The sequence below is a fragment of the Mesorhizobium sp. P2_E9 genome (assembly GCF_056403815.1).
On record NZ_JBFUET010000009.1, the window covers coordinates 276873 to 302097 of the forward strand.

Annotated in this window: 28 protein-coding genes; 16 read left to right on the top strand and 12 right to left on the bottom strand. The window is 64.2% G+C overall.

Annotated features, from left to right (window positions below; all coding sequences use genetic code 11):
• Positions 1–72: 72 nt before the first annotated feature.
• On the bottom strand, positions 73–948 hold the full coding sequence (locus AC1D05_RS17785) for an HpcH/HpaI aldolase/citrate lyase family protein (RefSeq protein ID WP_477442502.1): 876 nt from the start codon (positions 946–948) through the stop codon (positions 73–75).
• Positions 949–1255: 307 nt separating this feature from the next.
• On the opposite strand from AC1D05_RS17785, the gene AC1D05_RS17790 reads away from it, so the two are divergent.
• From AC1D05_RS17790 to AC1D05_RS17805, 4 genes are read left to right on the top strand one after another with little or no spacing between them, the layout of a single operon-like run.
• Positions 1256–2797 (top strand): DUF4153 domain-containing protein, encoded by a 1542-nt coding sequence (locus tag AC1D05_RS17790; RefSeq protein ID WP_477442503.1) that lies wholly within the window; start codon positions 1256–1258, stop codon positions 2795–2797.
• A 3-nt stretch (positions 2798–2800) separates the two neighbouring features.
• Positions 2801–3493, top strand: coding sequence for a response regulator (locus AC1D05_RS17795; RefSeq protein ID WP_477442505.1), 693 nt, complete (start codon positions 2801–2803; stop codon positions 3491–3493).
• Positions 3484–5079, top strand: a complete 1596-nt coding sequence (locus tag AC1D05_RS17800; protein ID WP_477442507.1) for an ATP-binding protein — start codon at positions 3484–3486, stop codon at positions 5077–5079. The genes AC1D05_RS17795 and AC1D05_RS17800 overlap by 10 nt, the downstream gene beginning before the upstream one ends.
• A 28-nt stretch (positions 5080–5107) precedes the next feature.
• Complete coding sequence (locus AC1D05_RS17805) at positions 5108–6274, top strand: NAD(P)/FAD-dependent oxidoreductase (RefSeq protein WP_477442508.1); 1167 nt, start codon at positions 5108–5110, stop codon at positions 6272–6274.
• A 165-nt stretch (positions 6275–6439) separates the two neighbouring features.
• Here the strand turns inward: AC1D05_RS17805 and AC1D05_RS17810 are convergent, their stop codons facing one another.
• From AC1D05_RS17810 to AC1D05_RS17825, 4 genes are all read right to left on the bottom strand, one after another.
• Positions 6440–6931: an SRPBCC family protein gene (locus AC1D05_RS17810; RefSeq protein ID WP_477442510.1), complete on the bottom strand. Its 492-nt coding sequence runs from the start codon at positions 6929–6931 to the stop codon at positions 6440–6442.
• A 43-nt stretch (positions 6932–6974) separates the two neighbouring features.
• Positions 6975–7421: an SRPBCC family protein gene (locus tag AC1D05_RS17815; RefSeq protein ID WP_477442512.1), complete on the bottom strand. Its 447-nt coding sequence runs from the start codon at positions 7419–7421 to the stop codon at positions 6975–6977.
• A complete protein-coding gene (locus tag AC1D05_RS17820; protein WP_477442514.1) occupies positions 7421–7738 on the bottom strand; it encodes an ArsR/SmtB family transcription factor in 318 nt (105 codons plus the stop codon). Before AC1D05_RS17820 ends, AC1D05_RS17815 begins: the two co-directional genes overlap by 1 nt.
• Positions 7739–7812: 74 nt before the next feature.
• On the bottom strand, positions 7813–8238 hold the full coding sequence (locus tag AC1D05_RS17825) for a GNAT family N-acetyltransferase (RefSeq protein WP_477442515.1): 426 nt from the start codon (positions 8236–8238) through the stop codon (positions 7813–7815).
• Positions 8239–8448: 210 nt separating this feature from the next.
• Here AC1D05_RS17825 and leuD point away from each other — a divergent pair, with 210 nt between their 5' ends.
• From leuD to leuB, 5 genes are all read left to right on the top strand, one after another.
• Positions 8449–9054 (top strand): 3-isopropylmalate dehydratase small subunit, encoded by a 606-nt coding sequence (leuD, locus tag AC1D05_RS17830; RefSeq protein WP_183464345.1) that lies wholly within the window; start codon positions 8449–8451, stop codon positions 9052–9054.
• Between the two features lie 70 nt (positions 9055–9124).
• A complete protein-coding gene (locus AC1D05_RS17835) occupies positions 9125–10060 on the top strand; it encodes a hypothetical protein (RefSeq protein ID WP_477442517.1) in 936 nt (311 codons plus the stop codon).
• Positions 10061–10356: 296 nt separating this feature from the next.
• A complete protein-coding gene (locus AC1D05_RS17840) occupies positions 10357–10740 on the top strand; it encodes a RidA family protein (RefSeq protein WP_477442519.1) in 384 nt (127 codons plus the stop codon).
• 13 nt (positions 10741–10753) lie between these two features.
• Positions 10754–11104, top strand: coding sequence for a VOC family protein (locus AC1D05_RS17845; protein WP_477442521.1), 351 nt, complete (start codon positions 10754–10756; stop codon positions 11102–11104).
• Positions 11105–11240: 136 nt separating this feature from the next.
• Positions 11241–12344 (top strand): 3-isopropylmalate dehydrogenase, encoded by a 1104-nt coding sequence (gene leuB, locus AC1D05_RS17850; protein WP_477442522.1) that lies wholly within the window; start codon positions 11241–11243, stop codon positions 12342–12344.
• A gap of 245 nt (positions 12345–12589) precedes the next feature.
• Here leuB and AC1D05_RS17855 read toward each other — a convergent pair whose 3' ends face one another.
• On the bottom strand, positions 12590–13288 hold the full coding sequence (locus AC1D05_RS17855) for a DUF805 domain-containing protein (RefSeq protein WP_477442524.1): 699 nt from the start codon (positions 13286–13288) through the stop codon (positions 12590–12592).
• 226 nt (positions 13289–13514) lie between these two features.
• Here AC1D05_RS17855 and AC1D05_RS17860 point away from each other — a divergent pair, with 226 nt between their 5' ends.
• Positions 13515–14876: a glycosyltransferase gene (locus tag AC1D05_RS17860; protein WP_477442526.1), complete on the top strand. Its 1362-nt coding sequence runs from the start codon at positions 13515–13517 to the stop codon at positions 14874–14876.
• 3 nt (positions 14877–14879) lie between these two features.
• On the opposite strand, the gene AC1D05_RS17865 is transcribed toward AC1D05_RS17860, so the two are convergent.
• A complete protein-coding gene (locus AC1D05_RS17865) occupies positions 14880–16748 on the bottom strand; it encodes a DEAD/DEAH box helicase (protein WP_477442528.1) in 1869 nt (622 codons plus the stop codon).
• 444 nt (positions 16749–17192) lie between these two features.
• On the opposite strand from AC1D05_RS17865, the gene AC1D05_RS17870 reads away from it, so the two are divergent.
• Together AC1D05_RS17870 and AC1D05_RS17875 are read left to right on the top strand one after the other, a co-directional pair.
• Positions 17193–18227: an aspartate-semialdehyde dehydrogenase gene (locus AC1D05_RS17870; RefSeq protein ID WP_027059343.1), complete on the top strand. Its 1035-nt coding sequence runs from the start codon at positions 17193–17195 to the stop codon at positions 18225–18227.
• A gap of 182 nt (positions 18228–18409) precedes the next feature.
• Positions 18410–18862: an N-acetyltransferase family protein gene (locus tag AC1D05_RS17875; protein ID WP_477442530.1), complete on the top strand. Its 453-nt coding sequence runs from the start codon at positions 18410–18412 to the stop codon at positions 18860–18862.
• A 4-nt stretch (positions 18863–18866) separates the two neighbouring features.
• On the opposite strand, the gene AC1D05_RS17880 is transcribed toward AC1D05_RS17875, so the two are convergent.
• On the bottom strand, positions 18867–19280 hold the full coding sequence (locus AC1D05_RS17880; protein ID WP_477442532.1) for an ACT domain-containing protein: 414 nt from the start codon (positions 19278–19280) through the stop codon (positions 18867–18869).
• A 194-nt stretch (positions 19281–19474) separates the two neighbouring features.
• On the opposite strand from AC1D05_RS17880, the gene AC1D05_RS17885 reads away from it, so the two are divergent.
• From AC1D05_RS17885 to AC1D05_RS17900, 4 genes are all read left to right on the top strand, one after another.
• Positions 19475–20380, top strand: a complete 906-nt coding sequence (locus tag AC1D05_RS17885) for a bestrophin family protein (RefSeq protein ID WP_477442534.1) — start codon at positions 19475–19477, stop codon at positions 20378–20380.
• A 133-nt stretch (positions 20381–20513) separates the two neighbouring features.
• Positions 20514–20924, top strand: coding sequence for a DoxX family protein (locus AC1D05_RS17890; RefSeq protein WP_477442536.1), 411 nt, complete (start codon positions 20514–20516; stop codon positions 20922–20924).
• A gap of 18 nt (positions 20925–20942) precedes the next feature.
• Positions 20943–21470 (top strand): SRPBCC family protein, encoded by a 528-nt coding sequence (locus tag AC1D05_RS17895; protein WP_477442538.1) that lies wholly within the window; start codon positions 20943–20945, stop codon positions 21468–21470.
• 127 nt (positions 21471–21597) lie between these two features.
• Entirely contained in the window at positions 21598–21861 is a 264-nt protein-coding gene (locus AC1D05_RS17900; protein ID WP_027042802.1) for a glycine zipper domain-containing protein, read from the top strand.
• Positions 21862–22024: 163 nt separating this feature from the next.
• Here the strand turns inward: AC1D05_RS17900 and AC1D05_RS17905 are convergent, their stop codons facing one another.
• From AC1D05_RS17905 to ffh, 4 genes are all read right to left on the bottom strand, one after another.
• On the bottom strand, positions 22025–22423 hold the full coding sequence (locus tag AC1D05_RS17905) for a hypothetical protein (protein WP_477442540.1): 399 nt from the start codon (positions 22421–22423) through the stop codon (positions 22025–22027).
• Between the two features lie 143 nt (positions 22424–22566).
• The gene (gene rpsP / locus AC1D05_RS17910) at positions 22567–22968 is read right to left on the bottom strand and encodes a 30S ribosomal protein S16 (protein WP_091575968.1); all 402 of its coding nucleotides are present in this window, start codon (positions 22966–22968) and stop codon (positions 22567–22569) included.
• A 52-nt stretch (positions 22969–23020) separates the two neighbouring features.
• Positions 23021–23347, bottom strand: a complete 327-nt coding sequence (locus tag AC1D05_RS17915) for a chorismate mutase (RefSeq protein WP_019862096.1) — start codon at positions 23345–23347, stop codon at positions 23021–23023.
• A gap of 25 nt (positions 23348–23372) precedes the next feature.
• Positions 23373–24983: a signal recognition particle protein gene (gene ffh / locus AC1D05_RS17920; protein ID WP_477442542.1), complete on the bottom strand. Its 1611-nt coding sequence runs from the start codon at positions 24981–24983 to the stop codon at positions 23373–23375.
• Positions 24984–25225 lie beyond the last annotated feature (242 nt).

Here is a 25225-nt window from a genome sequence, read left to right on the forward strand (position 1 = left end):
TCGTGAACGTCCTTAGAGCATGATCTCTTCCGAAAACCGGCATCCACTTTTCGGGATCATGCTCCAGCCGGATCATGCGCCGATGGCGGCGGCTTTCGCCAGCAGTTTTTCGGCCTGCGCCAGGTGCAGCCGTTCGACCATCTTGCCGTTCAGCGCGATCACGCCTTTGCCGGCATTCTCCGCAACGGAAAAGGCGTCCTTAACCAGACGCGCCTCTGTCAGCGCTTCCGGGGACGGCGCGAAGGCGCGGTTGGCCGCTTCGATCTGGGCCGGATGGATGAGGGTCTTGCCATCGAAGCCCATGGCGGCACCTTCCGCGCACTCACGGGCAAAGGCATCGAGGTCGCGAAAATCATTGGCAACGCCGTCGAGCATGTCGAGGCCGCCGGCGCGCGCGGCCAGCACCATCTGCATCAGCCATGGCACGAGGTAGCGCCGGTCAGGCGTCGCCAGCACACCGGTGTCCTTGGCCAGATCATTCGTTCCGGCAACGAAACAATTGAGGCGTGAGGCCGGGTCGCGACCCAGTTCGGCAATGGCGCCGATGTTGAGCAGCGCCTTTGGGGTCTCGATCATCGCCCAGAGCTTCACGCTGTCGGGGGCAAAATTGTCGTCGAGCATATCGCCGACTTCGAGGATATCGCGCGGCGTGGCGACCTTGGACAACAGGATGCCATCGGGTTCGAATTTTGAGGCGGCCAGCAGATCGTCGGCGCCCCATTCGCTGGCCAGCGCATTGACGCGCACCACCATCTCGCAGCGCCTAGCAGGGCGGTTGGCGAAAATTCCGGCCAGCTTGTCGCGGGCGGCAATCTTGTCGGCAGGGGCGACGGCATCCTCAAGGTCGATGATGACGGCATCGCAGGACAGCTGCGCGATCTTGGCCAATGCCTTGTCGTTGGAGGCCGGGACGTAGAGCACCGAGCGGCGCGGGCGGTAGGGTTCCATGCCTGATCTATGCCGCGTGTGGTTGGTGGAGGCAAGCCGCCCAAACCCGCTCGAAAACTGGCCTCTGCACGAAAACTGCACACGCCTGCGGAAAACCTCCTCGGATCCGCCCTGCCGTCTCCCCGCGGGCCTGCGACACAGGCGGCATGCACAAGCGAGCGAAACCCCGTTGGTCTCTCCCCTACCGGCTGCGCAGCGAAGGCTGGTGGCTGGTCGATCCGCCGCGCGCGAAGCCTGTGGCGATCCTCATTCCCTTTGTTCGCAAGAGGCCGCTAAGGCGATCGGACGTGGTCAGGAAGGCCAGATCATGACATCGTTTCTCACAGCGGCGCCAAGCTATTGCAGCCGCTTCGGCGTTGCCGTGCTGCTGGTCGTGCTGGCGGATTTCCTGTTCTACGGTCAGCCTGCCGGCATCACGGTCTTCCTGTTCGCCATCCTGATCGCCGCCGCCGTGGTGGCCGTGCATCCGACAGCCTTCAGCGACATCAGGGTCTGGCTCAAGCCCGCGGCTTTGCTTGTCGCGCTGCTGCCGCTTGCCGAAAATGTCAGTGTTCTTTCGGTGTCGATCGCGCTGGCGGCGCTGGTCGTCTTCGCGCTTTCGCTGAGCGGGCGCCTACGGCACAGCATCGCCCGCATTCCCGGCCAGATCGCGTTGTTCGGGCTCGCGGCGCCGTTCCGGTTCATCAGAGATTTCATCCGCTGGCGCAAGACGGCGCGGCGCTTCGGCCGGCGCCGCGTGCGGCTGGCGGCGATCGCCGTCTGGGTGATGCCGCTGACGCTGGGCGCCGTCTTCCTGGCGCTGTTCGGCGCCGCCAATCCGGTCATCGACTACTGGCTGTCGTTGATCGACCTGATGAAGCTGCTCGATCTCATCCAGCTGGCGCGGATCGCCTTCTGGCTGTTCGTGCTCGCCGGTGTCTGGGCCTTTTTACGGCCACGCCTGCCGCGGTTTCAGCGGCGCATCCCTCGGCCATCCCTTGCCGCTGCTCAACCGGCGACCAATTCGCAAAGGCACGTCGTTGAGGACATCCTGTTCGGCAAGGCAGCCATCCTGCGCGCGCTAATTGTCTTCAACGTGCTGTTTGCGCTGCAGACCGGGCTCGACGCCACCTATCTCTGGGGTGGGGCAGCGCTCCCAGACGGCTTGAGCTACGCCGCCTATGCGCATCGCGGCGCCTATCCGCTTGTTGCCACCGCGCTGCTTGCCGCCGGTTTTGTCCTGGCGGCGCTCAGGCCTGGAAGCGAGACCTCAGCCGATCCGCTCATCCGCCGGCTGGTCTATGCCTGGGTGGCGCAGAACATCATGCTGGTCATCTCGTCAATCCTGCGGCTCGACCTCTATATCGGCGTCTACGCGCTGACCTACTGGCGCATCGCGGCTTTCGTCTGGATGGGGCTGGTGGCGTCAGGCCTGGCGCTGATCATCGCCCGCATCGCGATGGGAAAATCCAATGAATGGCTCTCCTCCGCCAATCTTCTGACGTTATCGCTGACGCTTTATGCCTGCTGCTTCATCAATTTTGCAGCAACGATCGCCAACTACAATGTCGACCATTCCCTCGAGATGACCGGCCAGGGCACTCCCCTCGACGCCTGGTATCTGCGCTCGCTCGGCCCGGGCGCGTTTCCGGCGCTCGATCGTTTCTTCGATCATCAGGGCAAGACGCCTGCCGCCGGCGCTGTGCGCGAACTTGAAGGATTGCGGGCCAGCGACGAAGATTGGTATCGCACCGTCCAGCGGAATTGGCGCGCATGGAGCTTTCGTGACTGGCGCCTGCTTCGATATCTCGACAGCAAGGGGTCGCTCGTGCTTCCTGAGCCTTTGCAACCCTCCTTGCCGGGCCGCTGACCGATGCCGCATCACATCCTCGTCGCCGACGATGACCCGCACATCCGCGAAGTGATCTGCTTTGCGCTGGAAAAGGCCGGCATGAAAACGCTTGGGGTGGCCGACGGCGCCGCCGCCCTGCAGGAGATCGGACGCCGGGCGCCGGATCTGGTCGTGCTCGACATCGGCATGCCGGAGATGGACGGGCTGGAGGTCTGCCGGCGGCTGCGCCACACCTCGGATGTGCCGGTGCTGTTCCTGTCCGCGCGCGACGAAGAGATCGACCGCATTCTCGGGCTGGAAATGGGCGGCGACGACTATGTGACGAAGCCGTTCAGCCCGCGCGAGCTGGTCGCCCGCGTCAACGTCATCCTGCGCCGCGCCCGCCCGGCGGTGGCCGAACCGATCGACGACCGGCAGTTCGCGCACGGCAAGCTCACACTGGCGCCGGCCAGCCACGCGGCCAGCTTCGACGGCAAGCCGCTTGCGCTGACGGGGATCGAGTTCTCGATCCTGAGAGGGTTTCTGGCGCGGCCGACTTATGTGCTCGACCGCGATGCGGTGATGGCCAATGCCTATGCGGGAAAAATCCACGTCGCCGACCGCACCGTCGACAGCCACATCAGAAACATTCGCGCCAAGCTGGCGGCGGTGGGTTGCCCTGAAGTCATCGAGACCGTGCACGGCGTCGGCTTCCGGCTCGGCCGATGCGGCTGAGCAACAAATGGATCGGCCGCAAATGGCGGCCACGGCTTGCCACGGTCGTCGTCGCCATCCTGATCCTGGTGATGGCCTTGCCGCTGGTCGGCCTGTTCTTCTTCCGGCTCTACGAGAACCAGCTGATCCGCCAGACCGAGGCCGAGCTGATCGCGCAAGGCGCGGCCATCGCCGCCATCTATGAGCAGGAGGTACGCGACGCCGGCATTCCCTTGGAAAAACTCGGTGCGCCGATGCCGCAGGCCAATGGCAGTGCCAGCCGAGCCGCCAATCCCGACGGGCCGTACCGGCCGATCGAGCCGCAGCTCGATCTCGCCTCCGACTACGTACTGCCGACCCGGCCGGCGGCGATATCAGCCATCGCTGATCCCGCCTTCGCCGCGATCGGCACGCGGCTGTCGGGCATTCTCGACGCGACGCAGAAAACCACGCTGGCCGGCTTCCGGCTGCTTGATCCCCGCGGCGTCGTCATTGCCGGGCGTGGCGAGGTCGGGCAGTCGCTTGGCGAGGTCGAGGAGGTGCGCGACGCACTTGCCGGCCGCTATGCCAGTGCGCTCAGGCTGCGCATTCCGGACCAGCCGACGCCACCGCTCTATTCGGTCAGCCGCGGCACCAAGGTGCGGGTCTTCGTCGCCTTGCCGGTGGCCGTCGATGGCAAGGTCGCTGGTGTGGTCTATGTCTCGCGAACACCTAACAACATCATCAAGCATCTCTATGGCGAGCGAGGCAAGGTGACGTTGGCGGCGATCGCCATTCTCGGCGGCACGCTGCTCATCGGCCTCGTCTTCCTGCGCACCGTCAGTCGGCCGATCTACGCGCTGATCGACCGGACGCAGCGCATCGCCGCCGGCGAGCGCGACGCGATCCGGCCGCTCGACCATCACGGCACCTATGAAATGGCCGAGCTGTCCGCCGCCTTCCTCGACATGGCCGAAAAACTGCAGGCACGTTCCGACTCGATCCAGACCTTTGCCACCCATGTCTCGCACGAGCTTAAATCGCCGCTGACGGCGATCCAGGGCGCGGCGGAACTGCTGCGCGATTCCGGTTCGGCAATGGACGACGACGAGCGGCGGCGCTTTTCCAACAACATCGTCACCGACGCCGGGCGGCTCAATCTGCTGGTCCGGCGTCTGCTCGACCTGGCGAAGGCCGAAAATCTTGCACCCAGCGGCGAAAGCACCTCGATCGCTGCTGTGCTGGCGTTGCTGCCCGTCGACACCAGGCTGGCGGTTCGCGTCGAGGCGGGCGGTGATCTCGCCCTGCGTATATCGGCCGAGAACGCTGCAATCGTGCTTGCCAATCTCATCGACAATTCCGCCAGGCACGGCGCGACGCTGGTTTCGATCACGACGACAAGCGCCGGCGGCAAGGCGACAGTGCTGGTCAGCGACGATGGCGCCGGCATTTCGCCGAGCAACCGGGCACGCATCTTCGAGCCATTCTTCACCACGCGGCGCGCTACCGGCGGCACCGGCATGGGCCTCGGCATCGTGCTGGCCCTCCTGAAAGCGCATGATGGTATGATCCGGCTGGTTGACAGCGAGCGCGGCACGCGCTTCGAGATCACACTGCCGGCGGCATAGACACGCCGCCGACCGGATCGGAGAAAAAATGCGCTACGACATCGTCATCATCGGCGGGGCCATCGTCGGGTCCTCCATCGCTTACTATCTGCGCGAGGAAGGGTTTTCCGGCTCGATCGCGCTGATCGAGCGTGATCCGCAATTCGCGCACGCGGCAACGACGCTGTCGATGGCCTCGATCCGCCAGCAATTCTCCATTCCGGAAAACATCCGCCTGTCGCAGTTCACGCTGAAGCTGTTCCGGCGGCTGAAGGAAGAATTCGGCACCGATGCCGATATCGGGTTCCGCGAGGGCGGCTATCTGATCCTCGCCGGAGAAGCCGGGCTGCCGATCCTCAAGGCCAATCACGCGGCGCAGATCGCCGAGGGCGCCGACATCGTGCTCGAGGATGCCGAGCAGCTGACGCGGCGCTTCGCGTGGCTGTCGAGCGAAGGCATTTCCGCCGGCGCCTATGGCCGGACCGGCGAGGGCTGGTTCGACGCGCATGCGATGCTGACGCTGTTCCGCAAGGCGCTGCGCGACAAGAAGATCGATTTCATCGCCGCCTCTGTCACCGGCATCGCGCGCGACGGCAGCCGCGTTACCGGCATTTCCCTCGACAATGGTCAGACCTTGGAGGCCGGCATCGTCGTCAACGCTGCCGGGCCGAATGCCGGTAAGGTCGCGGCCCTTGCCGGGCTGGTGCTGCCGGTCGAGCCGCGCAAGCGCAACGTCTTCGTCTTCGAGGCGCGCGAGAAATATGCCGACATGCCGCTGCTGGTCGATCCCTCGGGCATCTATGTGCGGCCGGAAGGCTCGGTCTACCTCACCGGTGGCGCCGAACCGGAAGAGGGCGATGGCCCGGCCGATCCCAAGGATTTCGACGTCGACTGGCCATTGTTCGAAGAGGTGATCTGGCCGGTGCTGGCGACCCGCATTCCGGCCTTCGAGGCGATCAAGGCGACCCGCGCCTGGGCCGGGCACTATGACTACAACACGCTCGACCAGAACGCGGTGATCGGCCCGCATCCCGAGGTCGGCAATTTCCTGTTCGCCAACGGCTTTTCCGGCCACGGCCTGCAGCAGGCGCCGGCGGTGGGCAAGGCGCTGGCCGAGCTGATCGTGCATGGGAGGTATCGGACGATCGACTGCTCGGCGTTTGGCTATGGGCGCGTGGCTGAGGGACGGGCGTTTCGCGAATTGAATGTGATTTGAAGGGTGCTTCTTCCTTCTCCCCTTGTGGGAGAAGGTGTCGCCGAAGGCGACGGATGAGGGGTGCTCCAGGGAAAACCAACGCCTCACTCTGCTGGAACACCCCTCAACCGTCTCGCCGCTACGCGGCGATCCACCTTCTCCCACAAGGGGAGAAGGGAAAACCGCTCAAGCCGCCGCCAGCTTCCCAGCCGCGACATAGTCCTGCAGCCAGGCCAGCACCCGGCCCCAGCCCTCGGCATGTTCAACCGCTGCACCGCTCAGTCCGGCAAAACCGCCATGGCAGATGGTGAGACGCGTACCCCCGGCGATCGGCTCCAGCAGCCAGGCGACCGTGGTTTGCCGCCGGCCAAGCTTCGGGTGATCCCAGCCATAGGCCCGCGTCTGTACGATCCGGCGCGGCGCTTCGATCTCGAGGAATTCGCCGCTGGCCGGCAGGTCGCTGCCGTCAGCCGTCCGGACAGTGACTGTCCAGCGGCCGCCGACGCGAAGGTCGGCCGACCAGTCGGCCATCCGGCAGGTGTCGGCGGACCCCCACCATTGCTCGACTTCTTTCGTGACCAACGCCGTGAAGACGCGCTCTACAGGCGCTTCGATCTCGGCGCATGCCATGATCGTCTCGCCATTGGTCATGCTCTGCACCTTGCGAACGTGCATCATCGATGCCTCCAACCAAAGTTTGTTTCGATACCGAAACGAGCCTTCATCCCTTCGATGGCGGGCGCTCGAAACCCTTGCCGGTCTCGAGCAGGCTTTTCAGGCTGGCCAGCACCAGCGGCCAACCCTTGGCGACGTTGCCGATCAGCCGGTGCGGCCCGTCCGCTTCGTGGGTCACGGCAAGCTTCATCAATTCGCCGTCCTGTTCTATTGCGAAGGTGCAGCGCGTGTAGCCGTCCTCCTTGATCTCCGGCATCCATTCATTGCGCCATTTGATGACCAGGCGTCGCGGCGGGTCGATCTCGAGGATTTCACCGCTGTCGGCCACGCGGCCGTCGGGGAAGATCAGCTTCCAGCTGGAGCCCACCTTCCACTCGCTCTCCTGATAGGAGCAGAGGAAGAACTGCCGGTTGAACTCCGGGTCGGTCAGCGCCTCCCAGAGCTTTTCGGCCGTGGTGCGGATGTAGGTCACGTAAACAAAACTGTTGCTCATCAGTCTTCCCTTTCGAGGCGTTTCTTCAGATCGCTCAATGCATCCAGCCGATGGCGCTCGAATTTGCCGATCCAGCGCTCGGCGATCTCGTTGATCGGAACCGGGTTGAGGTAGTGCTCCTTCTCCCGGCCCCGGCGGAGCGTGGAGACGAGGTTTGCTTCCTCCAGGATCGCCAAATGCTTGGTCACCGCCTGGCGCGTCATGGCCATCTCCGCGCACAGCGCGTTCAACGTCTGCCCGTTCCGGGCATGGAGGCTGTCCAGCAATTGCCGGCGTGTCGGGTCGGCCAGGGCGCGAAAGACTGCATCCATGCTCATGGCATTAATATGCAACCATTTGGTTGCATGTCAAGCAGCAAGACCGCGCGACCTGACGCGGCCAAGAGAAAAAATCAGCGCTTGCGGGAGAACCAGAAGGCGTCGGCCATGCGCGTCATGCCGATGCGCTCGTAGAAGCCGACGGCATCAGGCATGGAGATCAGGCTGATGGCGAGCGAGGGGCCGAGCTGCCGGCGGGCCTCGTCCATCAGGCCCTTGCCGATGCCGAGCCCTTGCGCTGATTGGGAAACAGCGAGCTCGGAGATGTAGCAGACCCAGGCAAAATCGGTCATCGCCCTGATGACGCCGATCAGCGGCTTGCCCTCGATGTCGAGACGCGCGGTCAGCACCAGATTGGCGCCCAACAGCATCGCCTGCAGCCTGGCAGGATCATCGACGGGCCGTGTCTTGCCAAGCCCGGATTCGACCAGCACGCGGCGGAATTCGGCGATGTCGAGCGCGGGCTCGCTGTTATAGAGGACATGGGAGTTTTCAGCCATGCCGGCCAGACTGCACCATCGCCCCGCGATTTCGAAGTCGTTTTGTGCCTATCGCCTTTACGCAGATCGTTCTCCCAAAACCGGGACCAGTTTGGGCGACATGCATTGGCCCTGATGCGTCGCGCACGAACAGTTGCCTTTTATTTGCCCTCGGCTTTGTGTAAACGGAGCTTCAGCAAATCCCCCGCAACGAAAACACGGGCCAAAGCCATGGAAAAATTCACCAAGCTCACCGGCGTCGCCGCTCCGATGCCGATCGTCAATGTCGACACCGACATGATCATCCCGAAGGATTATCTCAAGACGATCAAGCGCACCGGGCTCGGTACCGGTCTGTTCGCCGAAATGCGCTACAAGGACGACGGTTCGGAAAATCCGGATTTCGTGCTCAACAAGCCGGCCTACCGCAAGGCGCAGATCCTCGTTGCCGGCGACAATTTCGGCTGCGGCTCAAGCCGCGAGCACGCACCGTGGGCGCTGCTCGATTTCGGCATCCGTTGCATCATCTCAACCTCGTTTGCCGACATTTTCTATAACAATTGCTTCAAGAACGGCGTGCTGCCGATCACTGTCAGCCCAGAGGATCTCGAGAAGCTGATGGATGACGCCTCGCGCGGCTCCAATGCCACTTTGTCGATCGACCTCGAAGCCAAGGAAATCCGTGGCCCCGATGGCGGCGTCGTCACCTTCGACCTCGACGACTTCAAGCGGCACTGCATGCTCAACGGCCTCGACGATATCGGCCTGACCATGGAGAAGGCCGGCGCCATCGCCTCGTTCGAAAAGCGCAACGCCGAACAGCGCCCCTGGGCCTGAGCGGCACCATCCGAGATATAGGCCCGGCCCTTCAGACCGGGTTGGCGGCGACTGAATGGGAGGGACAGTCATGGCACGTTCGCTTCTTGCCGGCGTTTGCGGGCTGGCGCTATTGCTGGTGCCCGCCGTAAGCGCCTTCGCGCAGACACAGACGCCCGCGGCAGCCCAGAAGCCAGCCGACCAGCCGGCGACCGACCAGGGAGCGCCGAGCAGCAGCGACGCGGCGCCCGCCGACGATGACAAGCAGGCGCCGATACCGTTCGAAGGCGGCCAGCTGACCATCACGCAGCCGGAGCAGGATGGCGAGAAGGTGCTCGCCTATGACGGCAAGCAGCTGGCCAGCAACTACGATGTATTCTTCGACAAGATCGTCAAGATCGGCGACGTCAATGTCGCGCTGGTCGATGTCGGCGACGGCGGCAATCAATGCGGTCCGGCCAAGGTGATCGTCTGGAAGCCGAAGGACGGCGAGATCAAAACCGCGACGGTCGAACAGGACGAATGCGGCGCGCCGCCGGCCGCCATCGCCGACGACGCCATCTATTTCGTGCCTTACCTGCTGCCCGGCGACATAAAGGCGGCACTTCAATGGTCGCCGACCGAAGGCCTGACGACCTCCGGCAATCTTGCCTATACGCCGGAACCCGGCACCGACTGGAAGGATGTCGATCCTGCGAAGTACGACAACATCATCGATGCCTTCCACAACGAGGCTGTCTACAAGGCGGCCAAGGCGCTGCTCGGCGACACCATGCCCGACATGGCGACCAGCCTGCTGGTCGGCGGTGGCACTGAAAGGACGGCCTCCGGCGCCTTCTACGCCACCGGCTGCGTTCCGCATGATTGCGGCGGCAATGACGGTTTCATGGCGGTCGACCCGGTCAAGCACAAGGTCTATTTCTCGCGGCGCGGCGACAATGGCGAGCCGGCGGCCTGGCCGCCGCTGAAGACCTGGCCGGACGACATCAAGAAGGCCCTCGATGACGCGCAGGGGTCGGCGAACTAGCTCAAGCCCCTTCTGTGGGGCCGCGATCCTTCGCGCCCCCCTCTGTCCTGCCGGACATCTCCCCCACGAGGGGGGAGATTGGCTGTTTCGGGGCTCCGCACATTCCTCAACATATAAGATTGGCGAAAGCCGGCGGGATGTTCGATCTCCCCCCAAGTGGGGGAGATGGCCGGCAGGCCAGAGGGGGGCGCTGTCCCGCCAACATCAAAGTTTTGCACCGCCAGTCTACGTTCCCTGGCTCACGACTGGATCGCTCGCGCGTTTTAGAATGGCCGCCACAACCCAACGAGGCCCTCATGCGCACACTCATCTCCACCGGTTCGCCTTTCGAAAAGACCGCCGGCTATTCGCGCGCGGTGGTGCAGGGCGACTGGTGTTTCGTGTCCGGGACGACCGGCTATGATTATGCGACGATGACGATGCCGGAGACGGTCGAGGCGCAGACGCGCAATTGCCTGGCGACGATCGGCAAGGCGCTTGCCGACGGCGGCTTCGACATGGCCGATGTGGTGCGGGCGCATTACTACATCACCGACCAGGCCTTCGTGGACGTGGTCTTCCCAATCCTCGGTGAGACGTTCGGCGACATCAGGCCGGCGGCGACGATGATCGTCTGCCAGCTCAACAAGCCGGAAATGAAGATCGAGATCGAAGTGACGGCGCTGCGGCGGACGGTATGAGGGGGCCAAAGCCGTGACCGTCCGGCGCATCGTAGCCAATATCGAGGCAAAGGACGCGGCCGCCGCCAGACGTTTCTACCATGACGTGCTCGGCCTTGACGTGCTGATGGACCAGGGCTGGATCGCCACCTACGGCTCCGACGAACAGATGCAGGTGCAGGTCTCCTTCATGACGCAAGGCGGCTCCGGCACGCCGGTGCCGGATCTGTCGATCGAGGTCGACGATGTCGACGCGGCGCTGGCCGCCATGAAGGCCGCAGGCTTTGCCATCGAATACGGGCCGGCCGACGAGCCCTGGGGCGTGCGGCGCTTCTATGTGCGCGATCCCATGGGCCGGCTGGTCAACATTCTCTCGCATCGGTGATGGCGCTTCTCAAGCGCAGGCTTGCGCGCAGGCCGGTTGGCGGTTAGCAAGGCCGCGGTCGCACAGCGCCGCGCGCCTCTTGGCGCGCAAAGGACGCTGTAAATCGAAACGCATTCTTTCTGGGACGGTTTTCTCCATGGCAACGAAGCATCTTTTCCTGCTCCCCGGCGACGGCATCGGTCCCGAGGCAATGGCCGAGGTCAAGAAACTGATCGCTGCGATGAACGAAAAGCTCGGCAGCGGCTTCGTCACCGATGAGGGCTTGGTCGGCGGCTGCGCCTACGATGCGCATGGCGCTGCGATCTCCGATGCCGACATGGCAAAGGCGATGGCGGCGGACGCGGTGCTGTTCGGCGCGGTCGGCGGGCCGAAATGGGATGCGGTGCCCTATGAGGTGCGCCCCGAAGCCGGCCTGCTGCGGCTGCGCAAGGACATGGAGCTGTTCGCCAATCTGCGCCCCGCCATCTGCTACCCGGCGCTGGCGGCGTCCTCTTCGCTCAAGCAGGAGGTGGTCGAAGGCCTCGACATCCTCATCGTGCGTGAGTTGACCGGCGGCGTCTATTTCGGCGAGCCCAAGCAGATCATCGATCTCGGTAACGGCCAGAAGCGTGGCATCGACACCCAGGTCTACGACACGTTCGAGATCGAGCGCATTTCCGGTGTCGCCTTCGAACTGGCGCGGACCCGCAAGAACCACGTCACCTCGATGGAAAAGCGCAACGTGATGAAATCGGGCGTGCTGTGGAACGAGGTCGTCACCCAGACCCACAAGGCGCGCTACTCCGACGTCAAGCTCGACCACATGCTGGCCGATGCCGGCGGCATGCAGCTGGTGCGCTGGCCCAAGCAGTTCGACGTCATCGTCACCGACAATCTGTTCGGCGACATGCTGTCCGACATCGCCGCCATGCTGACCGGCTCGATCGGCATGCTGCCGTCAGCCTCGCTCGGCGCGCCTGACGTGAAGACCAAGAAGCGCAAGGCGCTGTACGAGCCGGTGCATGGTTCGGCGCCCGACATTGCCGGCAAGGGCATCGCCAACCCGATCGCCATGATCGCCTCCTTCGCCATGTGCCTGCGCTATTCCTTCGGCATGGTCGATGAAGCTGACAAGCTCGAAGGCGCGATCGCCGCCGTGCTCGATCAGGGCCTGCGCACCAAGGATATTTTGGCCGCCGGCATGACCGAGGTCGGCACGGTTGCGATGGGCGACGCGATCATCGCCAAGTTTCTGGGGTGATTTCGCGCGTTCTGGGTAGCCAATCCCCAACGCTGCCGCCGCCCCTCATTGCCCTGCCGGGCATTTCTCCCCGTAAACGGGGAGAAAGAGGCAGTCGCAACGCCGGCCTCCTTCCTGCAACGCTGGCGAATGGCGAAATCGGCCATGACAGCGTCCCTCGCCCCGTTTACGGGGAGAGGATGCCGGCAGGCAGGTGAGGGGCGGCGCGACGTTGACAGGAAGAGCTGAAGCTCGATCGCCGTCCCTTAAATCCTGACGCCCGCCGGCACAGGCCCCCACTGGTTTTCGCGCCCCTGTGTCGGGATCAGGGCGAAGACCAGGATGATCAGGCTGCCGAAGGTCGGGATCAGGATGAGCAGGCAGAGCCAGCCGGTCAGGCCGAGATCGTGCAGGCGGCGCACGATCATGCCGAGGCTGGGCAGGAAGGTGGCCAGCAGGAACATGCCCAAAAGCCCGACCGTCATTGCGGGCACCTCGGCGTTGTCGAAATTGCCCATTTCGATGTCGGCGAAGATGCCGATGCCGAAGATGATCAGCAGGCAAACCGTCCAGAACAGGCAATAGCTCCAATATTCCTTGCGCCGGGCGCGGCCGGCGAAATTGAAGTAGTTCCGGGTCACGCCGCTCCAGAAATAGCCCCAGAGATCGGTGGGCTCGGCCGGCTCGGACGATCGGCCGAAAGGCTGCGTCTGCGCTGCGCTGGCCGCAGGTGCGGGATTGGCTTGAGGCGGCGCGGCGCTTGCGCCGGCGGCCGGGCTTGCGGTGGCGATCGAGAAAACGTCACGCGCCTGGCCGCCGCCCGGCTGGAATTCGACCGCCGTTCCCTTGGGCATCGCGGTTTGCCGGCGAAGGTTCTCGCGGGTGAATGTGTAGCGGTTGCCGTCGGCCCCGGTGATGAAGCCGAAGCCTTGGTCCTCGTCATAGTGGAGCACTTCGCCACGCATCACCCACCCCCATTATCACCACGTCCCTGCCAAGGTGTGGCACAGGGCCAAGCCCGCGGGCAAGACCGTGCGACATGGGCCGTGCGAAATGGGCCGTGCGAAATGGGGCCATGCGACGTGGCTACCATATTAGCGGCAAATCAAGCATAAGGCTTTACGTGCAGCCTCGTCGCCAAAGCAGACCATGACAGCCGAGCATTCTGAAGCCAGCGCCGCAACCGAGGTTATGAAGCCTCCGAGACTGGCCATCGATGCCACCGGGCTGATGCTCTGGCCGCCGGGCAAGGGCCTGGCGGGTATTCCGAGGGTGGAAAGTTTTCTCGTCAACGCGGCCCTGGCGGATCCCGACCCCAGCGTGGAGGTGGTGGCGTTCAGGCCAGGAGAAGGCCGGTTCCGGCCGCTCGCAGCTTACGAACAGGACCATGTCGCGGCGGGCGAGATTTCACCGCACCGTGTCAAGCGATGGCCGGGGAGACGGACGGCGCTGGCGCAGGCTTTCGAGGCGGTGCGCAAGCAGCCCTGGGACAAGCGCGAGGCGGACCGCCATCTGGCCAGTACGGTGACCAACGGCCGCAAGGGGATCGCCTACCAGGCAACGAGGCTGTTGGTCCGCGCCTATCGACTGTACCAACGGGCGAGCATCCGGTTTGGTTTGCGCCAGGACGCTGCGAGCCAGGTCCCCGAGACGGAACCCGGCCTTGTGCTGATCAGCCATCACATCCTGACCCAGGAGGACCGGTCCGCCGTCTCGGGGCCCGCCGGCAAGCTTGCCTTCCTCTGCCACGACATCATCCCGGCCTTGCGCCCCGATCTGCTCGGCTCGGGCACCAGCGAGCGCCGCTTCGGCTCCTATCTCGAACAGCTCGTGCGCTCCGGCGCTCCGGCATTCTGCGCCTCCGACGAGGTCGGCGCGACGCTGACCGAGCATATGCGCAAGGCCGGCATCGCGGCGCCGGTGGTGTACCGGTTTCCGATGCCCTCGATCCTGCACGCAAACGCATCGCGCATGGGCACGACCTCGCGCATCGAGGCTGGCGAGCCGTTCGTGCTCTACTGCTCGACCATCGAAGTGCGCAAGAACCACATCCTCCTGGCGCGGATCTGGCAGCAGGCACGCGAAGAGGGCGTCAAGCTGCCGAGGCTTGTCTGCGCCGGGCGCTGGGGCTGGATGATCGAGCCGCTGCGCGCCTATCTCAAGGCGCATCCCGAACTGCTGCAGTCGGTCACTTTCACTGGGCTGGTCAGCGACGAGCAGCTCATCCAATATTATCGCAGCGCCACCTTCGGCGTCTTTCCCTCGCATATTGAGGGGTGGGGTTACGGCGCCTCGGAATGTCTCGACTTCGGCGTTCCGGTGATCGTCTCGACAACGCCATCGCTGATCGAGGCGACCGGCGGGCTGATGCCGGCGATCGATTCCAACGATCAGGCCGGCTGGTACGCCGCTATCCGCAGGATGGCGGAGGACCATGCCTGGCGCTCGTCGCTGGCGGAGCGCATTGCCCAAAACCACCGACCTACGCCGGCGGCCGCAAGCTGGGCCGCCATCAAGGCCGGGCTGCAGGCCAGCGCGGCCGGTCGGCGCTAGGTTTTACGAAGGCCGGTTCTTCGCTTTCTTGTGCTTCGGCGGGCCGGCATTGTCGAATTTCGGCTTGCCCGGCTTTTTCGCCCATGGCTTTGCCTCATGCGCGGCTGCCGGGCGCTGATCGGCGGATGCAGGAGCACGCTTCTCGAATTTGCGCTTCGGCGCGTTCGGGTCGAAAGGCGCCTTGCCGCGATGCGGCTTCTTGTCCGGGCTCGGCGGCTGGTAGCCGGCCCGCGACAGGTCCGGCGTGCCCTCAAGCCGCTTCACCAGGATGTTGCCCTGCAATTTGCGGTCGGGCCCGATCGCGGCGAGAAAACGGTCGGCCCAATCCGCCGATATCTGCACATAGGTCTCTTCCGGCTGCATCTTGATGGCGCCGATCTCGCGCTTGGTGATGCTGCCGGTGCGGCACAACATCGGGATCAGCCAGCGCGGCTCGGCATTCTGCCGGCGTCCGATCGACAGCGAGAACCAGACGCTGTCGCCGAAATCATCGCGGCGGCTGGGCGCCTCGTCACGGCGCGCGAAGTTTTCGCCCGCCGGTCTTTCACGCGAAGGCGTGAACGGCGCGACATCCATGAGATCCTCGGGCGCCGAGCGGCTGGCGCGGCACTGGCGCACGAAGGCGGCCGCGATCCGTTCGGCGCCATGCTTGGCGAGAAGCGCATCGATAAAGCCGCGCTCGTCGTCCTTCACCGGTTCGTCGAAGACCGGATCGGCAAGGATGCGCTCATCGTCGCGCCGGATCACGTCGTCGGCGGAAGGTGGGCTTGCCCAGGTCGCCTTCAGCCCGGCGTTCTGCAGCAGCCGCTCGGTGCGCTTGCGGGCGCTGTTGGGCACGATCAGCGCGCTGACACCCTTGCGCCCGGCGCGCCCGGTGCGGCCGCTGCGGTGCAGCAGCGTTTCCGGATTGGTCGGTAAATCGGCGTGGATGACCAGTTCGAGGTTGGGCAGGTCGATGCCGCGCGCCGCGACGTCGGTGGCAATGCAGACTTTTGCGCGGCCATCGCGCATCGCCTGCAGCGCATGGCTGCGTTCGTTCTGGCTGAGCTCGCCCGACAGCGCCACCACGGAAAAATTGCGGTTGTTGAAGCGTGCGGTCAGATGATTGACGGCGGCACGCGTGTTGCAGAACACCAGCGCGTTCTTCGCCTCATAGAAACGCAGCACATTGATGATGGCGTTCTCGCGGTCGGCCTGGGCGACGCTGAGCGCCCGGTATTCGATGTCGAGATGCTGCTTTTCCTCGCCGGCGGCGGAGATGCGTATGGCATCGCGCTGGTAGCCCTGGGCCAACGTGGCGATCGAGCGTGGCACGGTGGCCGAGAACATCAGCGTGCGGCGTTCGGCCGGGGCGGCGTCGAGGATGAATTCGAGATCCTCGCGAAAGCCGAGATCGAGCATCTCGTCGGCCTCGTCCAGCACCACGGCCTTCAGCGCCGACATGTCGAGCGAGTTGCGCGTGATGTGATCGCGCAGGCGGCCGGGCGTGCCGACGACGATGTGGGCGCCACGTTCCAGCGCGCGCCGCTCCGTGCGCATGTCCATGCCGCCGACACAGGACGCCACCGTGGCGCCGGTCATTTCGTAGAGCCATTCCAGTTCGCGCGTCACCTGCAGCGCCAGTTCGCGCGTCGGCGCCACTGCGAGCGCCAGCGGCGCCGCGGCATGAGCAAAGCGCTCCGCATCGCCCAGAAGGGTCGGCGCCAGCGCCAGGCCGAAAGCGACGGTCTTGCCGGAGCCGGTCTGAGCCGACACCAGCGCATCGGCCTGGCCGAGTTCCAGCACCGCCTTCTGCACCGGCGTCAGTTCGGAATAGCCGCGTTTTTCCAGCGCTTTTGCCAGCGCCGGAACAATAGCTTCGAAGTTGGACATCTCACTCTTTCGGAATTCAGGGTTCTGCGCTCATCATGGAGCACAAGGCCGGGGCCGGCGCCGCGCCAGCCAAACAATCTTGGCCGTTCGTACTTCCTGCCGCCGCTCTTGTACAGGGCGCGCCTTGAAAGCCAGGCGATGCGTCGCCAATTGACTCTTGCCGCAAACCGCGTAAAAGCCCGCTCGAACGGGATCGTTTTTCGATGCGCGGCCTTTTGATGGCTCTTCTTGCATTCGACGCCCCCAGCCTCAATGCACATCATTGGGCCGGGCGTATCGGCGCGTCCCCTCGTTCCACCAAAACTACGGCCAAAAAAACCACCACCAAAACGGTGTGATTCCCTTGGCCTAACCACCCTCTCCCGGGTCCGGCCCGGGGGACGAAACCCGCATCGGCCAGCGGGTTTTCTCCAAAAACCAAGCGGAGAGGGACAGGAGATCTTTATGAGTTTCAAGGTTGCAGTCGTCGGCGCCACGGGCAATGTGGGCCGGGAAATGCTCAACATACTGGAAGAGCGCGGCTTTCCGGTAAGCGAAGTCGTGGCGCTGGCCTCGCGGCGCAGCCAGGGCACGGAAGTGTCGTTCGGCGACCGCACGCTGAAGGTCCGGACGCTGGATCAGTACGATTTTTCCGACACCGACATCTGCATCATGTCGGCCGGCGGCAACGTCTCCAAGGAATGGTCGCCGAAGATCGGCAAGCAGGGCTGCGTCGTCATCGATAATTCGTCGGCCTTCCGCTACGACCAGGACGTGCCGCTGATCGTGCCGGAAGTGAACCCGGACGCGATCTCGCTGTTCACGCGCAAGAACATCATCGCCAATCCGAACTGCTCGACAGCGCAGCTGGTCGTGGCGCTGAAGCCGCTGCACGATTTCGCCACCATCAAGCGCGTCGTCGTCGCCACCTACCAGTCGGTGTCGGGCGCCGGCAAGGAAGGCATGGACGAGCTGTTCACGCAGACGCGAGCCGTGTTCGTCGCCGACGGCGTCGAGGTCAAGAAGTTCACCAAGCGCATCGCCTTCAACGTCATCCCGCATATCGACGTCTTCCTCGATGACGGCTCGACCAAGGAAGAATGGAAGATGGTCGCCGAGACCAAGAAGATGCTCGATCCCAAGATCAAGCTGACGGCGACCTGCGTGCGCGTGCCGGTGTTCATCGGCCATTCGGAAGCGGTCAACATCGAGTTCGAGAAGCCGATCACCGCCGACGAGGCGCGCGATATCCTGCGCGAGGCGCCGGGCTGCCAGGTCTTGGACAAGCGCGAGGACGGCGGCTACATCACCCCGCTGGAATCGGCCGGCGAGGACGCCACCTTCATCTCGCGCATCCGCGAGGATTCGACCATCGACAACGGCCTGTCGATGTGGATCGTCTCCGACAACCTGCGCAAGGGCGCGGCGCTCAACGCGGTGCAGATCGCCGAGCTGCTGGTCGAGCGCGGCCTGATCCAGCCGAAGAAGAAGGCGGCGTAACTTATCGCTCACGGGCCGTATCGCCGCTGCCGCGGCGGGCCCTCCGCGAGGGCGCCGGGGCGGCCCGCGGTCGCGGGCTCGGCCTTCGGCCGGGGCGCTTCTTCCTTCTCCCCGTTCAACGGGGAGAAGGTGCCCGAAGGGCGGATGAGGGGCAGCGCCGGCCTGCGTTGAGAGAAACGTCTATGAGCGATCCCGCCAAAGTCACGCTACGCCCGGCCATCGGTTCTGACGCCGCTGCTATCGCAAAACTCATGCGGGCAGCACTTGCTTCGTTCGACTGGATGCCGGTCATCCACACGCCGGCCGAGGACCTTGCCTTCATCAGGGGTCTCGTGCTGCCTCGGCAGCAGGTGACGGTCGCCGAGGCCGGCGAAGAGATTGTCGGCTTCATCGCCGTCAGCGGCGATTGGGTGGAACAGCTTTATCTCGACCCGGCATGGACGGGGCAAGGCATCGGCAGCCGGCTGCTGATGGACGCGACCGCTGCCTTGCCGGTCGTGAAACTGCATTGCTTCCAGGCGAACACCGGCGCCCGGCGCTTCTATGAGCGCCATGGGTTCCGCGCTGAGTCGCTTGGCGATGGCACGACCAACGAGGAAGGCCTGCCGGATATTCTGTACGTCCGCAGGCGTTGACGCCTTACTCAACCCGTCCGTTCTCTACCGCCAGTCCACGCAATAAGACCATTGCCTGCTCCGCTCGCTCCGCCGGCACGAACAGATGGTCATGATAGAACGCCGAGACCGGATTGACGCCCATGCCGGCGCTGGCCAGCCGTGTGGTGATGGCGGCGAGGAAGCCGACTGCTTCCAGGGACGAGTGGATGTTCAGCGTGATCATCCGGCAACGGAATGAGGCGGTCAGTCCGGCTGCCTTTGCCGCTTCCTCGGTCACGATCAGCGTCGTGCCTTCGCGCTCGCGGAACACCATGACCGGCTCCAGGCCCTCTGGCGGAGCGACCTCAGTTGCCAGCGTGGCGAAGACATAAATGCCGTCGAGCAATTCCGGGGTCATCGATGCCAGCAATGTCTTCAGATCGGTCTCACCGGTCATTCTTTTTCTCTCAATGGATGCGGGGCGGGCAGCCCACATACCTTCAATATCCGCGACCGATGAATGCCGATAGTCCGCGCCAGCGCGCACCGCACGGACGACATGGCGATGTCGCTGGCGGCTGGGCTTGCGAAGCTGTCGCATCGCACAATAAAGGAGCTGAGGACCAGCGCCGGTCCGTGAAAGGCTCTTCGATGATCGTTCGCCCGCGCCCGGGGTTCCTGCAGCTGTTCTTCATCATGCGCGGCTCCGTGGTGCCACGTATCCTGCCGCAGATTTTTGGCTTCGCACTCTATTCGGCGATCATCGTCGCTCTCGCACGCAGGTTTCAGCTGGATCTTGGCGTTTTCAACATCACGCCGTTCGGACTGGTCGGCGTGACCCTGTCGATCTACCTCTCGTTCCGCAACAACGCCGCCTATGATCGCTGGTGGGAGGCGCGCAAGCTGTGGGGCGCCCTGGTCTTCGAGATCCGCAATCTGGCGCGGGCCACGACCAGCCTGATCGCCGATCCGACCGAGCAGCGCGCCTTGCTGATGGAGGCGCTTGCCTTCTGCCATTTCCTGCGCGGGCAATTGCGCAAGACCGACAGTGTGAAAGACGCCCGCGCCTTCATCGACGCCGAGGCCGACACGGCGGCAAACTTCTCCAATCCGGCCGACGAGATGGTCAGGCGCATGGGCCGCCGCGCCAATGCGCAGCGCCGGGCCGGCGAGGTCGACATGATCGGCTTTCGCATCCTGGATGAGAGGCTGGCATCGATCACGGCCATTCAGGCAGGCTGCGAGCGGATCGCCGGCACGCCACTGCCATTCGCCTACACGCTGCTGGTGCATCGCACCGCCTACATCGTCTGCCTGCTGCTGCCGATCGGGCTGATCTCGACCACCGGTTGGGCAACGCCATTGTTCACCGCACTGATTGCCTACACTTTCTTCGGCCTCGACGCGCTTTCGGAAGAGCTCGAGGATCCGTTCGGCACCGAGGCCAACGATCTGGCGCTGGACGGTCTGTGCCGTGTCTGCGAGATCTCCGTGTTCGAGGCGCTGGGTGAAACGCCGCCGAAGATGATCGCGGCGGAGAGGTTTTACTTCTCCTAGAATCCGGTCTGGCTTGACTGCCGGCCAGGAACGAATCGAAAAACCCAGCCCCCCTGTAGGATTGCTGCCTTATGCCGCGTCCTTGGTTCGACCCCGCCGAAAAGGGATCGAACCATCAGGAGAGGGAACACCCATGAGCATTTCTCAAACCGCGCCCGTCTCGTCCGGCGCCCTGTGGACCGGCCGTGTGCTCAGCGGTCTCATCATCCTGTTCATGATCTTCGACGGCGCCATCAAGCTGCCGCCGCTCGATGTCGTCACGCAAACCATGGTTCCGCTCGGCTGGCCGGCCGATGCCAATGTCGCGCGTATGCTCGGCGTCATCGGCCTGATCGCGACGGCGCTCTATGCACTGCCGCGCACCTCGGTGCTCGGCGCCATCCTGCTCACCGCCTATATGGGCGGCGCCATCGCCACCTATGCGCGGATCGGCAATCCGTTGTTCTCGCACACGCTGTTCGGCGTCTATCTCGGCATCATCCTGTGGGGCGGCCTCTACCTGCGCGACCCCAAGGTGCGCGCGCTGATCCCGTTCGGCCGATAGCTTTCAAGGAGGGAAAAAATGTTCAGCACCATCCTCATTATCCTGGTCGTCATCATCGCCGCCGTCCTCATCTATGCCGCGACACGGCCGAATGATTTCGTCACCACCCGCACAACCACCATCAAGGCGCCGCCGGAGGCGATCTTCCCGCTGATCAACGATTTCAGCCGCTGGCCGACATGGTCGCCTTACGAAAAGCTCGACCCCAACATGAAACGGACACTCTCGGGCGTGGCAAGCGGCAAGGGCGCCGTCTATGCCTGGGAAGGCAATGGCAAAGCTGGCAAGGGGCGCATGGAGATCGTCAATTCGGTGCCATCCTCGCTGGTCGCGCTCAAGCTCGATTTCGAAAAGCCGTTCCGGGCCAACAATACGGTCGACTTCACCCTGACGCCCTCGGGTGACAGCACTGCGGTCACCTGGGCCATGCGCGGTAGCCGGCCCTTCATTGCCAAGCTGATGGGCCTGTTCATGAACTTCGACACGCTGATCGGCCGGGATTTCGAGGTCGGCCTCGCCAATCTGAAGCGCAACACCGAGGTATGATCCGGTGCGGATGCCGGTGCTTGTTTAAGCGGGCGTCGCGATCTTCATCCTCTGCGGGATCAAATTAGCCGTCCGGGAGTTAAGCACTCGGCGGAGCGATGGCGATCCCCCTGTGAGAGGAACAAAAATGAAGAAAATCTTGACCATTCTGCTGCTTACCACCGCGCTCGGTGCATGTTCGCAGACGGAAAAAGGCGCTGCCGTGGGCGGCCTTGGCGGCGCTGCGATTGGCGCGGCTGTGGCCGGAGATCCGGTGCAGGGCGCGGTCGTCGGTGGCGCTGTCGGTGCCGTGGCGGGCGCTCTGATCGGCCATGCCAGCGAAAGCGGCCAATGCCGGTACCGCGACCGCCATGGGCGGGTCTACGTCGACCGCTGCCCGGACGGCTATTGAGCGGCGCTCAAGACTGAAACAGCAAAACGGCGGGCAACAGGCCCGCCGTTTTCGTGTGATGGATAAGCAGAGAAGCGCCCTAACCGCAATTCCCAAGGGAAACGCTACGCGCCGGGAAAACCGTTTCACACTTTTCCTGGAATTGCTCTGGTGGCTGGCCAAATCATGGGATGCTGAAGGGTGCCGAGTCCGAAACCGTTCCGTCGATAATCAGATCGACACGGTAGGTGCCAACCGGCCACCCCGCTGTGGGTTTGCTGAGTTGCGAATCCGCCTCGGTGTTCTCTCCGACATGGAGGTCAACCTTGTCGATCGTATAGTTGGCTGGCGCTACGCCATGCGAATCGATCGAAATCCACGAAAAAGTGATCGTCGACGTGGCCGGGATATCCACCAAGTCGGCCGATAAATAGATGACCGGCGTGTCGGCAGGGAATGCATTCTGGGGTTCGCCCCCTTTCGTTGCGGACAGTACGATGTTGTCGAAACCGGCCGCGTGGGCCGGCATGCCAAGGGTTAACGCCGCAAAAGCGGCCATTGCCAGAACCAGAACTGATTTCAAGACGCACACTCCCTAGACCGCATCGGCAGGAGATCAACGTCGGGGACCCTCGTCAAGTGGAATGCAGGCGATGTCCGAATAGGGCTGAACAGCAAAACGGCGGGCACCAGGCCCGCCGTTTTGTCGATGCGATGAAGCACTCTTTATTCGGCGGTGGCGGCTTCCGCCTCGGCCGGTGCGGCAGTTGCGGCTGCAACAGCGGCGGCAGCGTCTTCCTGCGCCTTCTTCAGCAGAGCGGCGCGTTCCTGGGCCTTCTTGCCCGGCTCGGCCTTCTTCGGATTGGAGCGGGCGTCGCGCTTGGCAATGCCGGCCTCGTCGAGGAAGCGCAGCACGCGGTCGGTCGGCTGGGCGCCGTGCGACAGCCAATGCTTGACGCGGTCGGCGTCGACCTTGACGCGCTCGCCGTCCTTGGGCAGCAGCGGGTTCCACGAGCCGAGCGACTCGATGAACCGGCCGTCGCGCGGCGAACGGGCGTCGGCAACGACGACGTGGTAGTAAGGACGCTTCTTCGAGCCCGCACGGGCCAGTCTGATCTTCAGTGCCATTTCTTTTCTCCTAAAAGCTCTGATTTCGTTGATAGGGATTAAGGCTGGTTCTTCAGCCGGTTTTCGTCACGCCGTTGGCTGCGGCGATCTGTTCGTGGTGGCGGATCACTTCGCGGACGACGAAGTTGAGGAATTTCTCCGCGAAATCGGGGTCGAGATGCGCGTCTTTCGCTAACTGGCGAAGACGGGCGATCTGCTGCTGCTCGCGCGCCGGGTCGGCCGGCGGCAGGCCGTGCTCGGCCTTCAGCACGCCGACCGCCTTGGTGCAGCGGAAGCGCTCGGCCAGCATATGGATGAGGGCGGCATCGATGTTGTCGATCGAGGCGCGGTAGCCGGCCAGGATGGTGCGGGCGTCCGCCATGTCCTTTTCTTCGTTCATGGTGTCCTCACTTCTTCTTGCCCCATCACTTCTTCTTGCCAAGGCCCGGCAGTCCGCCGCCGCCGAGGCCGGGAAGCCCCGGAAGTTTCATGCCGCCCGGCAGGCCGGGCAGGCCACCGCCGCCGGGGGTGGGTAGGCCCTTCATGCCGCCGAGGCCGGCAGCCTGCGCCTGCTTCTGCAAGGCTTCGAGCTGCTTGGGATCCATCTTGGAGAGGTCAGGCATGCCGCCGCCCATCATACCCCCTGGGCCGCCCATGCCGCCGGGCATCATGCCGCCGAGGCCCATCTTGGAGGCAAGGCCGCCCATCATGCCGCGCATCAGGCCGCCCCCTTTGCCCTTGCCGCCCATCGCCTTCATCATGTCGGCCATGCCGCGATGCATCTTGAGCAGCTTGTTGATCTCGGCCGCGTCCGTGCCGGAGCCGGCGGCGATGCGCTTCTTGCGCGAATGTTTCAGCACGTCCGGGTTGGCGCGCTCTGCCTTGGTCATCGACGAGATGATGGCGAGCTGGCGGCCGAACATCTTGTCGTCGAGGCCGGCGGCGGCCATCTGGTCCTTCATCTTGCCCATGCCGGGCATCATGCCCATGATGCCGCCCATGCCGCCCATTTTCGACATCTGCTGAAGCTGCTGGGCGAGGTCGTTCAGGTCGAACTTGCCCGACTGCATTTTCTTGGCCATCGCCGCCGCCTGCTCGGCGTCGATGTTCTCGGCGGCCTTCTCGACCAGCGAGACAATATCGCCCATGCCGAGGATGCGGTCGGCGATGCGTTTGGGGTGGAATTCCTCCAGCCCGTCCATCTTTTCGCCGGTGCCTATCAGCTTGATCGGCTTGCCGGTGACAGCGCGCATGGAAAGCGCGGCACCGCCACGGCCGTCGCCGTCCATGCGGGTCAGCACCAGGCCGGTGATGCCGACGCGTTCGTCGAAGCTCTTCGCCAGGTTGACGGCGTCCTGGCCGGTCAGCGAATCGGCGACCAGCAGGATTTCGTGCGGGCTCGACACCTTCTTGATGTCGGCCATCTCGACCATCAGCGGCTCGTCGATATGGGTGCGGCCGGCGGTGTCGAGGATGACGACGTCATGGCCGCCGAGCTTGGCCGCCTGCACGGCGCGCTTGGCGATATCGACCGGGTTCTGGCCCGCAATGATCGGCAGCGTCGCGACCTTGACCTGCTCACCGAGCTGGCGCAGCTGCTCCTGCGCGGCTGGACGCCGCGTGTCGAGCGAGGCCATCAGGACCTTCTTGTTCTGACGCTCGGTCAGCCGCTTGGCGATCTTGGCCGAAGTGGTCGTCTTGCCGGAGCCCTGCAGGCCGACCATCATGATGACGACGGGCGCCGGCGCATTGAGGTCGATGGCAACGCCCTCGGCGCCGAGCATGTCGACCAGCTCGTCATGGACGATCTTGACGACCATCTGCCCGGGCTTGATCGACTTCAGCACCGCGGCGCCGACGGCCTTGTCGCGCACCTTGTCGGTGAAGGAGCGCACCACTTCGAGCGCCACGTCGGCCTCGAGCAGCGCACGGCGCACCTCGCGCAGCGCCGCCGAGACATCAGCCTCCGACAGCGCGCCGCGGCCGGTCAGGCCGTTCAGGATGGAGCCAAGGCGCTCCTGCAGCGATTCAAACATCTTGCGTCCTTCGATCTCGGTTCATTCGACCCGAGAGGTAATGCGTTCGCGCCAACTGTCCAAGCAAAAGCAAAGCCCAAAACCAAAAAGCACCCGGGGGCGCTCAGCGCTGCCGGGTGTTGGCCTCCAGGATCGATTTACAGCACTTGGCCTCAAAGAGGCTTCGGCGTCCTGGTCGGCTTGCTCGGAGGGATACTCGTCGCGGAATTCGGGGCGTGTAGACAGGAAATCAGCCGCGGAGT